This window comes from Enterobacter cloacae complex sp. HYC003_NIDB (genome assembly GCF_056673375.1).
This window is the reverse complement of record NZ_CP114220.1, coordinates 497,020-511,335: the sequence shown is the minus strand read 5'-3', so window position 1 is coordinate 511,335 and position 14,316 is coordinate 497,020. Positions and strand designations below refer to the sequence as shown.

Here is a 14,316-nt window from a genome sequence, read left to right as displayed (position 1 = left end):
AGCAGTAGAATACAGAACGCTTATATTGCGATCTGCTTCACTAAAGGATCGTTATTTTTTGGCTTTTGAATGCTGGCCGAAAGCGTGCCAGGTGGCGGAGACGCTGTTAAGGTGAGTTTGCAACGCCCGATCCGCTTCATCGGGATCGCGGCGGCGGATCGCATCCACAATTGCGATATGCTGGCGATAGCTGACTTCATTATGCTGATAAAGCTCTGCGTCCGGCACTTTAGGACGCGCCGCAATTAACCAGTCAAGCAGCGCAACGTGGATCGCATTGAAGATCGGATTGCCGGGGATCTCCGCCAGCACGCGGTGAAAATCGACATCGGAACGAATAAATAGCGTGTTGTCATCCAGGGACTGGCTGTTGATCTCCAGGGCTTTTGTGAGCTGCGCAATCTGATCGTCAGTGGCGTATTCTGCGGCATAACGAACAAGGCTGGATTCAAAGAACAGGCGAAGCTGCTCGAAATGGGCAATACCGCCGGGCTGGGTCAGAAAGTCTTTCGCCATTCCCGACAATTCACTGATGATGGTATCGGCAGACGGCATGGTTACGCGGGCACGTTCACCGTTGTTAATCTGCACCAGCCCTTTACGCTTTAGCGCCGCCAGCGCTTCGCGCACCGAGGGGCGACCCACGTTGAAGAACTCCATCAGTTCGCGCTCGGAGGGTAACTGCTCTCCCTGGGCAAATTCCTTCCGACGGATCATCTGCTCCAGCTCTTCTTCCACCATATCAGACAGTTTTTTGCGCGCCAGCGGCCGACGGCGCAGGCTGCGACCAATGGTTTCATCAGAGTTTTCAGCTTTAAGATCAGTCGGTTTCATTGCAGTCCGGTGCCATTGAAGGAAAACAGTTCATCATAACACAGGAAATTAGAGGGGGCGAAAAGGGACCGAAAGCAAAACAGGCCCGTCGGGCCTGTTTGTTTATTTCACAACGCGCAGTGCGGGACGACCACCGCGTGGTGGTGGCTCGTCATCCGGATCGGTGTCGTCATTATGATCGGGTTTATCGCCATCGATGACAGACATTACCGTGTCGCTTTCGCGTTCATCGGATGCCTCATCATCATTCAGGCTGGCAACCTCTTCATCATAAGCCGCTTCCGGCTCAAACATGGTGCCCGCACCGTTTTCACGGGCGTAGATAGCCAGCACAGCTGCCAGCGGCACGGAAACCTGACGCGGCACGCCGCCGAAGCGCGCATTAAAGCGCACTTCGTCGTTCGCCAGCTCCAGGTTACCCACTGCGCGTGGCGCAATATTCAGTACAATCTGTCCGTCGCGCGCGTATTCCATTGGAACCAGCACGCCCGGCAACGTCACATCCACAACCAAGTGCGGCGTGAGCTGGTTATCCAGCAGCCATTCATAGAAGGCGCGCAGCAGATACGGACGGCGTGGTGAAAGTTGTGACATTTCCACAGTCATTAGCCTCGGCCGAGACGCATTTCACGTTCCGGTTCAGTTAAAGATGCCAGGAAAGAGTCGCGCTCAAAGACGCGAGTCATATAGCCTTTCAGCTCTTTCGCGCCAGGGCCGCTGAACTCTACGCCCAGGGTTGGCAGACGCCACAGCAACGGAGCCAGGTAGCAATCCACCAGGCTGAACTCATCGCTCAGGAAGAAAGGCTTCTGACCAAAGACTGGCGCAATCGCCAGCAGCTCTTCACGCAGCTGTTTACGTGCAGCATCCGCTTCAGAAGAGGAACCGTTGACGATAACGTTCATCAGCGAGTACCAGTCTTTCTCGATACGCTGCATGTACAGGCGGCTTTCACCACGCGCAACAGGATAAACAGGCATCAGCGGCGGATGCGGGAAACGCTCATCCAGGTATTCCATAATGATACGGGATTCCCACAGGGTCAGCTCGCGATCCACCAGCGTCGGTACGCTTTGGCTCGGGTTGAGATCGATCAGATCCTGAGGCGGGTTATCCTTTTCCACATGCTCGATCTCAAAACTGACACCCTTCTCGGCCAGCACGATACGAACCTGATGGCTATAAATGTCAGTAGGACCAGAAAACAGCGTCATTACCGAACGTTTGTTGGCAGCGACAGCCATGAAAACCTCCAGGTATATTCAGAATTTTTACTGCTACCAGCCCAACGGGGCCAGCCAGATGATGTATCGCCCATCCCAGAGAAGACACATTGTTCAAGAATCGAACAAAAATCGAGTATTCACCGATATTTGGGCAGAAAATTGGATGATAGTTTACCAGATTTTGATGGCTTTGTGGTGAGGGGATTCCGGAAATGTGGAAAAAGAGAAGATATATGAAATGTTACTGTGGATAACCTGCGCATTATCCATAAAAAAACCCGCCGAAGCGGGTTTTTCGCCAATCGTTCTGCGTAAGCAGAATGGATTAACGTTTGGAGAACTGTGGACGACGACGTGCTTTACGCAGACCCACTTTCTTACGTTCAACCTGACGAGCGTCACGAGTAACGAAGCCAGCTTTACGCAGTTCAGAACGCAGGGATTCGTCGTACTCCATCAGCGCGCGGGTGATACCGTGACGGATCGCACCTGCCTGACCGGAGATACCACCACCTTTAACGGTGATGTACAGATCCAGTTTTTCTACCATATCAACCAGTTCCAGCGGCTGGCGAACTACCATGCGGGCAGTTTCGCGACCGAAGTATTGTTCCAGAGAACGCTGGTTGATTACGATTTTACCACTGCCCGGTTTGATGAAAACGCGAGCTGCGGAACTTTTGCGGCGACCAGTGCCGTAGTATTGATTTTCAGCCATTGCCTATAATCCCGATTAGATGTCAAGAACTTGCGGTTGCTGTGCCGCGTGGTTGTGCTCGTTGCCTGCGTAAACTTTCAGTTTACGGAACATAGCACGACCCAGCGGGCCTTTTGGCAGCATGCCTTTAACCGCGATTTCAATCACACGCTCAGGACGGCGGGCAATCATCTCTTCAAAGGTCGCTTCTTTGATACCACCGATGTGGCCGGTGTGGTGGTAGTACATTTTGTCAGTACGCTTGTTGCCGGTAACAGCAACTTTGTCAGCGTTCAGAACGATGATGTAATCACCGGTATCAACGTGCGGAGTGTATTCCGCTTTATGCTTACCGCGCAGGCGACGAGCCAGTTCAGTAGCCAGACGGCCCAGAGTTTTACCGGTCGCGTCAACAACATACCAGTCGCGCTGTACGGTTTCTGGTTTAGCTGTAAAAGTTTTCATTAAAAGCTTACCCAAATAATAAGTTACACGTTGGTGAACACCCAAACGTTTAGTCAGTTGAGGTTCACACGACAAAGTCCGGCAAACCTACCCCTTCGAATAGCACATGCCGACACATAGAAAGTTTCGGGAAAAAAACCTTCTCGTAACGTGGGGTCGCAAGATTATAGAGAAGTTGAGGTCAAAGATCGACCCTTAAATGTGATTTGGAATGGGTTTTTCGGGGTCAGGTATTGTGCGGTCTGGTGCCCTCCCCCCCAGCCCCTCTCCCACGGGGAGAGGGGAGCATTTATTACGGCATATGCTCACGCTTGAGGTACTCTTCGCTCTGCATCTCTTGCAGGCGCGACAGGCAGCGCTGGAACTCAAACTTCAGGCGCTCGCCCTGATAAACCTCATATAAAGGCACCTCGGCGCTGACCACCAGCTTAACGTGGCGCTCGTAAAACTCATCTACCAGCGCGATGAAGCGGCGCGCTTCGCTCTCCATGAGTGGGGTCATAACGGGCACATCCCACAACATAACGGTATGGAACAGACGCGAAAGTGCAATGTAGTCATGCTGGCTGCGGGCGTCCACGCAGAGCGTTGCAAACGAGACGGCCAGCGTCTGGTTTTCTACGCCAAGCGTCGGCAACGGACGATGATTAATCTCCAGCGCTGGCGCGTTACCCCGCGGCGCTCCCGCCAGCGCCAGCCACAGTTTATCCATCTCGCGGGCTGTGTCGGCGTTCAACGGCGAAAGCCACAGGTGTGCCTGCGTTAATGTGCGCAGTCGATAATCGACGCCGGCATCGACGTTCATGATGTCGCAGTGCTGTTTGATAGCATCAATGGCCGGCAGGAAACGAGCCCGCTGGAGACCATTGCGATAAAGCTCATCCGGCGGGATATTGGAGGTCGCCACCAGAGTGATCCCACGCGCAAACAGCGCTTTCATGAGGCCCCCCAACAGCATGGCATCCGTAATATCGGAAACAAAGAACTCGTCGAAGCAGAGCACGTCCGTTTCCGCCTTAAAGCGATCGGCCACAATGTCCAGCGGGTCGGTTTCGCCCTGGAGCGCCGTCAGCTCTTCATGGACCCGCAGCATAAAACGGTGAAAGTGCAGGCGCTGCTTACGCGTGCCGGGCAGGCTCTGGTAGAACATGTCCATCAGCCAGGTCTTACCCCGCCCAACGCCGCCCCACATATATAAGCCACGAACCGGTGCGTTTACCGTGGGCTCTTTTTTGCCCAGTAAACGGCCGAATGCCGCCTTCAGCCCACTGCTCTGCACCGCATCGGCGGGTTTCGCCAGAAGTTCCTGATAAATCGTGTCCAGGCGGTTAACCGCTTCACGCTGGACATCATCCGGCTGGTGTGTGCCCTCGCTCAGGGCCAGTTGGTAACGCGATGAAGGGGACAGGTTTTGCATGATGTTGTTGTTATTCCTTTAGTTAAACCTCACCAGCGCGCGTGGCTGATGAAAAAAAGGCCGTTCTACACTACGCGATGATACGTCAGGATTCCACTTCTGCGGAAATAGCGGTTATAGTGGCATAATCAGGCACAGGCAGGAGCCGAGCCAACACCCTACGGAACAACAAGACAACGGGAGAAGTTCATGACCTGGGAATATGCGCTAATCGGTTTAGTCGTCGGCATCATCATTGGTGCTGTGGCCATGCGTTTCGGTAACCGCAAATTGCGTCAGCAGCAGTCACTGCAATACGAACTGGAAAAGAACAAAGCTGAACTGGAAGAATATCGCGAAGAGCTGGTCAGCCACTTTGCCCGTAGCGCTGAGCTGCTGGACAACATGGCGACAGATTATCGCCAGCTCTACCAGCACATGGCGAAAAGCTCCAGCAGCCTGCTGCCGGAAATGACCGCGGAGACCAACCCCTTCCGCAATCGTCTGGCTGATTCTGAAGCCGGTAACGATCAGGCTCCGGTTCAGATGCCACGCGACTATTCAGACGGCGCGTCCGGCCTGCTGCGCGGTGGCGTAAAACGCGATTAATCGCACAACCTGAATAAATTTTACGGGCGTACCTTATGCGCCCGTCCTTTCTTCCCGTCCCCAGCTATTATTTAGTCAAACACCTCATTGTTCAGCGGTTGAAAATTCAATAACATCAAGATGTTTTTGGGGCCGTTCTTTTTCATTCCAGGATACGAGAGTCAGCATCAATGAAGAAAAAAAACCAGCTGTTGAGCGCCTTAGCGTTAAGTGTCGGGTTATCTCTCTCGGCGTCCTTCCCCGCCAGTGCGGCACTGCCTTCGCAGGTGCCTGGACAAGAAGCCATTCCCAGCCTTGCGCCGATGCTTGAAAAAGTCCTGCCTGCGGTAGTCAGCGTTCAGGTGGAAGGGACGGCACGCCAAAGCCAGCGTATTCCTGAAGAGCTGAAGAAATATTTTGGCGAAGACGCGCCGGATCAGCAGGCTCAGCCGTTTGAAGGCCTGGGCTCAGGGGTGATTATCGACGCGGCTAAGGGCTATATCCTGACCAATAACCACGTGATCAGCCAGGCCGATAAAATCAGCGTTCAGCTGAACGATGGTCGGGAGTTTGACGCCAAACTGATCGGCGGTGACGATCAGAGTGATATCGCCCTGCTACAGGTGCAAAACCCCAGCAACCTGACCCAGATCGCCATTGCAGATTCCGATAAGCTGCGCGTCGGTGATTTTGCCGTCGCGGTCGGTAACCCGTTCGGTTTAGGCCAGACCGCCACCTCCGGAATTGTCTCCGCCCTGGGGCGCAGCGGCCTGAATCTCGAAGGGCTGGAAAACTTCATCCAGACCGATGCCTCCATCAACCGGGGCAACTCCGGCGGTGCGCTGCTTAATCTGAACGGTGAGCTGATCGGCATCAACACCGCTATCCTCGCGCCAGGCGGCGGTAGCATCGGGATTGGTTTTGCCATTCCGAGTAACATGGCGAAAACCCTGTCTCAACAGCTGATTCAGTTTGGCGAGGTTAAGCGCGGTCTGCTGGGCATCAAAGGCATGGAGATGAGCGCCGATATCGCCAAAGCCTTTAAGCTCAACGTCCAGCGCGGGGCGTTTGTCAGCGAAGTGCTTCCCAACTCAGGCTCTGCGAAAGCGGGCGTGAAATCCGGCGACATTATTGTCAGCCTGAACGATAAACCGCTGAGCAGCTTCGCTGAATTACGATCACGTATTGCCACCACGGAGCCGGGCGCTAAAGTGAAGCTGGGCCTGATCCGTGAGGGCAAACCGCTGACCGTGGAAGTGACGCTGGACAAGAGCACCTCCTCTTCCGCCAGCGCAGAACAGATCTCTCCTGCTCTACAGGGCGCTACGCTGAGCGACGGTCAGCTTAAAAACGGCACGAAAGGCATTACCGTCACTACCGTTGAGAAGAGCAGCCCGGCCGCGCAGGCAGGTTTACATCAGGACGACGTGATCGTGGGCGTGAACCGCACTCGCGTGCAGTCTATTGCCGAAATGCGTAAGGTGCTGGAGAGTAAACCGGCGGTCATTGCCCTGCAAATTATCCGTGGCAACGACACCCTCTACATTTTACTGCGTTAACCATTTGCGACTCCGGACATCGCCGCTGCGTGTGATGTCCGGATAACTCATGTTATGCTGCAAACCGTTCCTTTTTTAACGACACACGCATCATGCTTTTAAAGCTCTTTCGTTCAATTGTCATTGGTTTGATCGTTGCCGGTCTGCTGCTGGTGGCTATGCCATCTTTACGCCAGTTCAACAAACTGTCGGCTCCTCAGTTCGACAGCACGGATGAAACGCCTGCGACGTACAATCAGGCGGTACGCCGTGCCGCCCCCGCCGTGGTTAACGTCTATAACCGCGGGCTTAACAGTTCCGCTCATAACCAGCTGGAGATCCGCACGCTCGGTTCCGGTGTGATCATGGATGACCGGGGCTACATCATCACCAATAAACACGTCATTAACGATGCCGACCAGATTATCGTCGCCTTACAGGATGGCCGCGTGTTTGAAGCCCTGCTGGTGGGGTCGGACAGCCTTACCGACCTGGCGGTGCTGAAGATCAACGCCACGGGCGGTCTGCCGACTATCCCGATTAATCGCAAACGCACGCCGCACATCGGCGATGTGGTGCTGGCGATCGGTAACCCGTACAACCTGGGCCAGACCATCACTCAGGGGATCATCAGCGCGACCGGTCGAATCGGCCTGAACCCGTCAGGGCGGCAGAACTTCCTGCAAACCGATGCCTCGATCAACCACGGTAACTCCGGCGGTGCGCTGGTGAACTCTCTGGGCGAACTGATGGGCATTAACACCCTCTCATTCGACAAGAGCAACGACGGCGAAACGCCGGAAGGGATTGGCTTTGCCATTCCGTTCCAGCTGGCGACCAAGATCATGGACAAGCTGATCCGTGATGGCCGCGTGATCCGTGGCTACATCGGTATTGGCGGGCGTGAAATCGCGCCGATGCATACGCAGGGCGGTGGTATCGATCAGATCCAGGGGATTGTGGTCAACGAAGTGGCGCCTGGCGGCCCGGCGGCCAACGCAGGTATCCAGGTGAACGACGTTATCCTTTCCGTCAACGGTACGCCAGCGGTCTCTGCGCTGGAAACCATGGACCAGGTGGCTGAGATTCGCCCGGGCTCCATCATCCCTGTTGAAGTCATGCGTAATGACAAGAAGCTGACGATTCAGGTCACCATCCAGGAATACCCGGCCACTAACTGACGGGCATAAAAAAACGGAGCTTAACGCTCCGTTTTTTTTACCGGGATAAGATCACTTGTTAACGAATTCTTCGCCCAGCGTAATGTCTTTCTTCAGCGTATCCAGCATGCCTTCCATCGCGTTTTGCTCAAACGCGCTCAGCGTGCCGATAGACTTACGCTCTTCAACACCGTTTTTACCCAGCAGCAGCGGCTGAGAGAAGAAGCGCGCGTGTTCACCGTCGCCTTCAACATAGGCGCATTCAACAACGCCTTTTTCGCCCTGCAACGCGCGAACCAGAGACAGGCCGAAACGTGCCGCCGCCTGGCCCATAGACAGGGTTGCAGAACCGCCACCCGCCTTCGCTTCCACCACTTCGGTGCCTGCGTTCTGAATACGTTTGGTCAGATCAGCCACTTCCTGCTCGGTGAAGCTCACGCCCGGGATCTGCGACAGCAGAGGCAGGATGGTCACGCCAGAGTGACCGCCGATAACCGGTACTTCCACTTCCGTTGGCTGCTTGCCTTTCAGCTCAGCCACGAAGGTATTGGAGCGGATGATATCCAGCGTAGTTACGCCGAACAGTTTGTTCTTGTCGTAAACGCCCGCTTTCTTCAGCACTTCTGCTGCGATAGCAACGGTGGTGTTCACCGGGTTGGTGATGATCCCGATGCACGCTTTCGGGCAGGTTTCAGCGATCTGCTGAACCAGGTTTTTCACGATGCCCGCGTTGACGTTGAACAGGTCTGAACGATCCATACCCGGTTTACGCGCAACACCCGCGGAGATCAGCACCACGTCGGCACCCTGCAACGCAGGACGCGCATCTTCACCGGAGAAGCCTTTGATTTTCACAGCTGTCGGGATGTGGCTCAGGTCAACCGCCACACCTGGGGTTACCGGAGCAATATCGTACAGGGAGAGTTCTGAGCCTGAAGGCAGTTGGGTTTTCAGTAGTAGGGCAAGCGCCTGGCCGATACCACCAGCAGCGCCGAGGACTGCGACTTTCATCCTAAACTCCTTATTATGGTTAACTTAAGTATCTGTAACTCCGTTGCGGCGACCATAATTCAGCACGTCATTAATTACAATTTTCATCGCTAAAGAATTTGAGGTCGCACGTCTTTCGCCTTCACCTGAATACTATCGGGATGCAGGCAACAACGAATTAAGAGGGGGTTACAATACACCCTGCCACGCCACCAAAACAACATCATTTTGATAACATTTAATTTACTTTTAAGCTTATTTGCGCGGCGTGACCCAGGCATGTTTTCCGATAACGAAATCTGATAAAATCTCTCCCTTTCATAACATTATTTCAGCCTGGTGCCAGGTAGATAATTTGCATAAAAATTCATCCACATGCATAATAATGTTGTTTCTATCGTCATATTCCGGGTGACTTATGCGAAGCTCGTCTAAGCAAGAAGAATTAGTGAAGGCGTTTAAAGCGCTACTCAAAGAAGAGAAATTCAGTTCTCAGGGAGAAATTGTTCAGGCGTTGCAGGAACAAGGCTTCGACAACATCAACCAGTCGAAGGTCTCTCGCATGTTAACCAAGTTTGGTGCGGTGCGTACGCGCAACGCCAAAATGGAAATGGTTTATTGCCTGCCTGCTGAACTTGGCGTGCCAACGACCTCCAGCCCGCTGAAAAACCTGGTTCTGGACATCGACTATAACGATGCCGTGGTCGTGATCCACACCAGCCCGGGCGCAGCCCAGCTGATTGCCCGCCTGCTGGACTCGCTGGGTAAAGCAGAGGGGATCCTCGGGACCATCGCCGGCGATGACACCATTTTTACCACCCCGGCAAATGGTTTCTCGGTGAAAGACCTCTACGAAGCGATTCTGGTCCTGTTCGAACAGGAGCTGTAATTGTCTGCCCCGTAGCGCCTGGCTGCGGGGATCATTCTGCTTTTACCGCGTTTTACCCTGCTTTTCTCTGCCTGCTACTTTTGCAAATAGTGCTTTTTACCGCCTGTTAACATTCATTCAGTGAATGATCTGCCGCAAAATCGCACAAAAAATCAAATTACCATACCCCTTTGATTTAAATAATAAAAAACCACAAACCTCGCATTGTGACGCCCTTTTTTATGCATTCTCGTTATAAAAAATGAATTTTTTAACGCGTAATAACAGACGAAACCATTAGTCTGGTATTAATTTTTTGCGTGATTAGTGTATACTTGATTTTGTGATGAGGGTCACAGAACAAAGACCCCAGTAAAATAATTGACGAGGTAAATAATCATGAAAATTAAAACCACTGTAGCTGCCCTGAGCGTACTGTCAGTCCTGTCATTCGGTGCGTTTGCAGCCGACACCATCAATGCTGAACAGGCACAATCCCGTCAGGCTATCGGGACTGTTTCTGTTGGCGCCATCGGTACGTCTCCGATGGACATGCACGAAATGCTGAACAAAAAAGCGGAAGAACAGGGTGCGTCATCCTATCGCATCATCGAAGCGCGCAGTGGCGACCACTGGCACGCTACCGCAGAACTGTACAAATAAACCCTCGTCGTATCTCATCATACGACTTGCCCCTGACCTCCCGGTCAGGGGCTTTTTTATCACTGGCGCACGTTGAAACGCAGTTGCCCTTCCAGCTCCTCCTCCGCTTCATCAAACAATAAAATCAATGCACCAAAGCGTCTGCGTAGTTTTTCAGGCAGATGGGTAAATTCGATTTCCAGCGGTAACGGCAGACGATCGCCGGTAACCACATCCCACAGCATATCAAGATTGCTTACGCTGCCCCGCTCCAGGTCGAACGCCCGAATAAACTCGCGATAGAAGTCTTCCTGACTCTCAATTTCGTCAAAATCAAAGGTATAAATTTTCATTGCCAGCCACCCGGTACAGGCGGGCGGCAAATGCCGCCCTGTCTATTATAATCCCCCGATATGCAGGGTTTTGACTTCCAGAAACTCCTCCAGCCCCAGCACGGACCCTTCGCGGCCCAGCCCGGACTCTTTTACGCCCCCAAACGGACCCAGTTCGGTCGAGACAGCACATTCGTTAATTCCGATCATGCCGCTCTCAATGGCCTGCGAGACGCGGAACACGCGCGAGAGATTCTGGGTATAAAAGTAGGCTGCCAGCCCGTAAGGCGTATTGTTAGCGCGCATAACCACTTCGTCTTCCGACGTGAAGCGGAAGCAAGCGGCAACGGGACCAAAGGTCTCCTCTTCTGCCAGCTTCATGCCTTCATGGCAGTCACCGAGTACGGTTGGCATCCAGAAGTTGCCGCCAAGTTCGTGCGGTTTACCCCCAGCCAGCACCGTGGCGCCCTTCGCTACCGCATCTTCGACGTGCTCACGGACTTTTTCGACAGCCGAAGGCTCAATCAGCGGGCCGACAACGACGCCCTCGTCCAGACCGTTACCCACCTTCAGCGCCTTCACCGCATCGGCAAGTTGATTGACAAACTTGTCATAGACCGTCTCCTGAATATAGAAACGGTTTACGCTGACGCAGACCTGCCCGGCGTTACGGAACTTATTGGCAATGGCACCTTTGACGGCGGCCTCAATATCCGCGTCCTCGAAAACGATATATGGCGCATTACCACCCAGCTCCATCGATACCTTTTTCATGGTCTCTGCGGAATTGCGAACCAGTGTTTTCCCGACGGCGGTTGATCCGGTAAACGAGATTTTGCGCACGTCATGGCTGGCCATAATGGCGTCACTAATTTCTGAGGTGCTCCCCGCGACCGCATTCAGCACACCATCCGGCACACCGGCCTGCTTCGCCAGCGTCAGCAGCGCAAAGGCGCTCAGCGGCGTGTTGTTTGCAGGCTTGATGACGCCGGTACATCCTGCTGCCAACGCCGGGCCGAGCTTACGGGTGAGCATGGCCATCGGGAAATTCCATGGCGTGATAGCAGCAACCACCCCGACAGGTTCACGAGTGGCCAGAATACGGGAGCCGGGTTTAACCGGAGGAATGATTTCACCGTTGGCGCGCTTGGCCTGCTCGGCAAACCACTGAATGAAGCTGGCAGCGTAGTCCACCTCACCTTCAGCCTCTTTCAGCGGCTTGCCCTGCTCGGTAGTCATCAGTCGCCCGAGCCAGCTTTTATTCTCGATAATCAGTTCATACCAGCGATAGAGGATCGTGGAGCGCTCTTTTGCCGTTTTTGCGCGCCATGCGGGAAAGGCCTTCGTCGCGGCCGCAATGGCCTCTTCGGTTTCGGCTTTCCCTGCTTTCGCCACTTTCGCGACCACCTCGCCCGTGGCCGGGTTTAGCACATCAAACGTGGTGTCGAGTGTTTTCCAGATACCGTTAACCAGATACCCGGTCTGAAAAAGAATACTGTCCTGAAGAGCCTGGGTTGTCATGTGTCCTCCCTTCCTGAATGTTTGAACCTGCAAGAATAAGTATAGCCACAAAAAAACCGACGCTTTTGGCGTCGGTTTTCTCTTCGTTAGCTGTCTGTCAGCGCATTCTGGTAGCGGTGCAGCATAAACACCAGCCGCTCTACCGGCTCGGTAACCTGCGGCGGCGCTTCCCAGATCCGCAGTTTCTCCTGGTAGATATCCAGTTCCTCCAGCAGTTGCTTAAAGTAGCGGCGACGTTTGTCATCACTCGATGCCGATATCACATGGTCCGCCGTTCGCCGTAGCTGGCGGTGGAAAGCGGACAAATCATCGTTGATCGGCACTGGCGCGTTCCGCAGACGCTGGTGCGCGATAATCATGGTTAATGCCAGGCGGAAGCGGGCGACATCGCCCGGGAATTTATTCAACAACAGGAACAGCTGCTGATAGAGCGCCGGCAGGTGGTTCTCCTTACGCCGCGCGGTGTTGGTAGTCAATGACGATACGGCGGCCGACACAAACTGATTCAGCAGCACACGCCCTGTCCGCGCCTGAGAGTTATCCCGCACCAGCAGGATCACCATCATCGCCAGGAAACAGCCCACCAGCTGACCTAATGCGCTATCCAGGAACTGGCTGAAATGGAAGGTCATCGGGTTATCCAGCACGATGATGTTAATCGTGCTCGCCAGCGCACCCAACGATCCCAGACGGCGTTTTTGTACCTCAATCCCGATAAAGAACGCCATCACCGCCAGGCTGATGCAGAGCAAAAGCATGCTTTGCTGCGTCGAGGGAATAATCACCAGGAAGTAGAGCGCACCAATGGGTAACGCCGCAATGGTGCCGTACAGAAAATCGATCGCGACCATGCGCGGGTTGGGCAGACGCATCGCCAGTGCGGTGACGACGGCAATCATCACCATCGCGCCGCTGCCGGACGTCCAGCCGGTCCACAGCCAGAACAGCGTGCCGAGTATACAGGCCAGGGTGGTACGCCAGAAATTAACCATCGCATGGTGGCGCTCGGCGGACTCCGGTTTGATCACCACTTCGCCCTGCAATACCTCTTCTTCCGCCGCACTGATTTTGGTGTTGCTAATCACGCCGCGTTTCAGGAGCAGGTAGCGCGTTGCGGCGCCAACCCAGGTATAAATGGTGACTGGCGTATCCCGTTCTCCTGTCCAGGCAATCACACGACGCATGCGTTTAAGCTGTCGATGCACGTCCTGCACCGTCTCCACGGGCTCATCAAACAGTTCGCGGAAAGTATCCGTTACCACTTCGGGGCGGGTGTTCTGAATCAGGTAGGTTTCACACGCCTGGGTGATCAGCGTTAACGAGACGGTATTGATCGCTTTCAGACGACGATTGGCCCGCTCCCAGCGGGAAGACTCCATGTTGAGATTACTGCGCATCCCTTCCAGCGCCTGCGTGCGGCGCACCAGCGCGCTCCAGGCCTTGTCGACCTCTTCGCTGTCGCCGTGCTTAATGCACAGCTGCATAAGCTGGTACTGAGCAACAATCAGCGCGTCCAGCTCACGATCGACTTCCTGCTTGATGGATCGCGGAGAGAAGAGCAGATCTGCGACAATCGCGCAGACGATACCAATGACAATCTCGCTACAACGTTCGACGGCGAACTGCGGAGCAAGCAGCGGTTCACTCTGAATGGTGATGATAATAATCAGCGCGGTATACCCCGCCAGACCCCAGGCGTACGAGTTCTCCACCTTCACCAGCGAAGAGACCCAGGTGCAAAAACCCGCCCAGATACAGCACACAATCAGCATCAGCAGCGGCGTACGGATCATCAGGATGATAATGGTCAGAGCGGCGATACAGCCGATAAAGGTGCCGATAATACGCAGCATCCCGCGATAGCGAATTGCCCCGGAGTAAGGTTCGCCACCCGCCGCGAAGGCTGGACCGGCGGCGACGATCGCGGCGGTCAGAACGGCCCAGCGCGGCGTTTCAAGCTGGAAATGGAAGCCAACAAACAGCGCCAGCACAATGGCGCATGCCAGCTTCACGGCGAAGCGGATGTGCTGGCTGGCGATGGAAAAAATGCCCATAGCGA

General features: G+C 54.3%; 15 protein-coding genes. 5 read left to right on the top strand and 10 right to left on the bottom strand.

Going from position 1 to position 14,316, the window contains the following annotated elements:
- Positions 1-51 precede the first annotated feature (51 nt).
- From nanR to zapE, 6 genes are all read right to left on the bottom strand, one after another.
- Positions 52-834: a transcriptional regulator NanR gene (gene nanR, locus O1722_RS02440; RefSeq protein ID WP_017382717.1), complete on the bottom strand. Its 783-nt coding sequence runs from the start codon at positions 832-834 to the stop codon at positions 52-54.
- A 102-nt stretch (positions 835-936) separates the two neighbouring features.
- Positions 937-1,434 (bottom strand): ClpXP protease specificity-enhancing factor, encoded by a 498-nt coding sequence (gene sspB, locus O1722_RS02435; RefSeq protein ID WP_026080566.1) that lies wholly within the window; start codon positions 1,432-1,434, stop codon positions 937-939.
- Positions 1,435-1,439: 5 nt separating this feature from the next.
- Positions 1,440-2,078, bottom strand: a complete 639-nt coding sequence (sspA, locus tag O1722_RS02430; RefSeq protein WP_003860438.1) for a stringent starvation protein SspA — start codon at positions 2,076-2,078, stop codon at positions 1,440-1,442.
- 307 nt (positions 2,079-2,385) lie between these two features.
- A complete protein-coding gene (gene rpsI / locus O1722_RS02425) occupies positions 2,386-2,778 on the bottom strand; it encodes a 30S ribosomal protein S9 (RefSeq protein ID WP_003860436.1) in 393 nt (130 codons plus the stop codon).
- 15 nt (positions 2,779-2,793) lie between these two features.
- The gene (gene rplM, locus O1722_RS02420; RefSeq protein WP_003860434.1) at positions 2,794-3,222 is read right to left on the bottom strand and encodes a 50S ribosomal protein L13; all 429 of its coding nucleotides are present in this window, start codon (positions 3,220-3,222) and stop codon (positions 2,794-2,796) included.
- A 292-nt stretch (positions 3,223-3,514) separates the two neighbouring features.
- On the bottom strand, positions 3,515-4,639 hold the full coding sequence (gene zapE, locus O1722_RS02415; protein WP_015572004.1) for a cell division protein ZapE: 1,125 nt from the start codon (positions 4,637-4,639) through the stop codon (positions 3,515-3,517).
- 189 nt (positions 4,640-4,828) lie between these two features.
- On the opposite strand from zapE, the gene zapG reads away from it, so the two are divergent.
- From zapG to degS, 3 genes are all read left to right on the top strand, one after another.
- Positions 4,829-5,227, top strand: coding sequence for a Z-ring associated protein ZapG (zapG, locus tag O1722_RS02410; protein ID WP_003860432.1), 399 nt, complete (start codon positions 4,829-4,831; stop codon positions 5,225-5,227).
- 170 nt (positions 5,228-5,397) lie between these two features.
- Entirely contained in the window at positions 5,398-6,765 is a 1,368-nt protein-coding gene (gene degQ, locus O1722_RS02405; RefSeq protein ID WP_015572006.1) for a serine endoprotease DegQ, read from the top strand.
- 92 nt (positions 6,766-6,857) lie between these two features.
- A complete protein-coding gene (gene degS / locus O1722_RS02400) occupies positions 6,858-7,925 on the top strand; it encodes an outer membrane-stress sensor serine endopeptidase DegS (RefSeq protein WP_003860430.1) in 1,068 nt (355 codons plus the stop codon).
- Positions 7,926-7,976: 51 nt separating this feature from the next.
- On the opposite strand, the gene mdh is transcribed toward degS, so the two are convergent.
- A complete protein-coding gene (gene mdh / locus O1722_RS02395; protein WP_003860429.1) occupies positions 7,977-8,915 on the bottom strand; it encodes a malate dehydrogenase in 939 nt (312 codons plus the stop codon).
- A gap of 397 nt (positions 8,916-9,312) precedes the next feature.
- On the opposite strand from mdh, the gene argR reads away from it, so the two are divergent.
- Both argR and yhcN read left to right on the top strand, forming a co-directional pair.
- The gene (gene argR / locus O1722_RS02390; RefSeq protein ID WP_003860428.1) at positions 9,313-9,783 is read left to right on the top strand and encodes a transcriptional regulator ArgR; all 471 of its coding nucleotides are present in this window, start codon (positions 9,313-9,315) and stop codon (positions 9,781-9,783) included.
- A 378-nt stretch (positions 9,784-10,161) separates the two neighbouring features.
- Positions 10,162-10,425, top strand: coding sequence for a peroxide/acid stress response protein YhcN (gene yhcN, locus O1722_RS02385; RefSeq protein WP_006812160.1), 264 nt, complete (start codon positions 10,162-10,164; stop codon positions 10,423-10,425).
- Positions 10,426-10,484: 59 nt separating this feature from the next.
- On the opposite strand, the gene O1722_RS02380 is transcribed toward yhcN, so the two are convergent.
- The 3 genes from O1722_RS02380 to aaeB form a co-directional block, all read right to left on the bottom strand.
- Complete coding sequence (locus O1722_RS02380) at positions 10,485-10,757, bottom strand: barstar family protein (protein WP_003860424.1); 273 nt, start codon at positions 10,755-10,757, stop codon at positions 10,485-10,487.
- Between the two features lie 45 nt (positions 10,758-10,802).
- A complete protein-coding gene (locus tag O1722_RS02375; RefSeq protein WP_017382714.1) occupies positions 10,803-12,257 on the bottom strand; it encodes an NAD-dependent succinate-semialdehyde dehydrogenase in 1,455 nt (484 codons plus the stop codon).
- 86 nt (positions 12,258-12,343) lie between these two features.
- Positions 12,344-14,311, bottom strand: a complete 1,968-nt coding sequence (aaeB, locus tag O1722_RS02370; RefSeq protein ID WP_003860418.1) for a p-hydroxybenzoic acid efflux pump subunit AaeB — start codon at positions 14,309-14,311, stop codon at positions 12,344-12,346.
- Positions 14,312-14,316 lie beyond the last annotated feature (5 nt).

Bases quoted from the DNA above. Each gene is read 5' to 3' on its own strand.
- mdh (WP_003860429.1), bottom strand. From the start codon at position 8,915: ATGAAAGTCGCAGTCCTCGGCGCTGCTGGTGGTATCGGCCAGGCGCTT.
- zapE (WP_015572004.1), bottom strand. From the start codon at position 4,639: ATGCAAAACCTGTCCCCTTCATCGCGTTACCAACTGGCCCTGAGCGAG.
- rpsI (WP_003860436.1), bottom strand. From the start codon at position 2,778: ATGGCTGAAAATCAATACTACGGCACTGGTCGCCGCAAAAGTTCCGCA.
- sspA (WP_003860438.1), bottom strand. From the start codon at position 2,078: ATGGCTGTCGCTGCCAACAAACGTTCGGTAATGACGCTGTTTTCTGGT.
- zapG (WP_003860432.1), top strand. From the start codon at position 4,829: ATGACCTGGGAATATGCGCTAATCGGTTTAGTCGTCGGCATCATCATT.
- degQ (WP_015572006.1), top strand. From the start codon at position 5,398: ATGAAGAAAAAAAACCAGCTGTTGAGCGCCTTAGCGTTAAGTGTCGGG.
- aaeB (WP_003860418.1), bottom strand. From the start codon at position 14,311: ATGGGCATTTTTTCCATCGCCAGCCAGCACATCCGCTTCGCCGTGAAG.
- O1722_RS02380 (WP_003860424.1), bottom strand. From the start codon at position 10,757: ATGAAAATTTATACCTTTGATTTTGACGAAATTGAGAGTCAGGAAGAC.
- nanR (WP_017382717.1), bottom strand. From the start codon at position 834: ATGAAACCGACTGATCTTAAAGCTGAAAACTCTGATGAAACCATTGGT.
- argR (WP_003860428.1), top strand. From the start codon at position 9,313: ATGCGAAGCTCGTCTAAGCAAGAAGAATTAGTGAAGGCGTTTAAAGCG.
- yhcN (WP_006812160.1), top strand. From the start codon at position 10,162: ATGAAAATTAAAACCACTGTAGCTGCCCTGAGCGTACTGTCAGTCCTG.
- O1722_RS02375 (WP_017382714.1), bottom strand. From the start codon at position 12,257: ATGACAACCCAGGCTCTTCAGGACAGTATTCTTTTTCAGACCGGGTAT.
- degS (WP_003860430.1), top strand. From the start codon at position 6,858: ATGCTTTTAAAGCTCTTTCGTTCAATTGTCATTGGTTTGATCGTTGCC.
- rplM (WP_003860434.1), bottom strand. From the start codon at position 3,222: ATGAAAACTTTTACAGCTAAACCAGAAACCGTACAGCGCGACTGGTAT.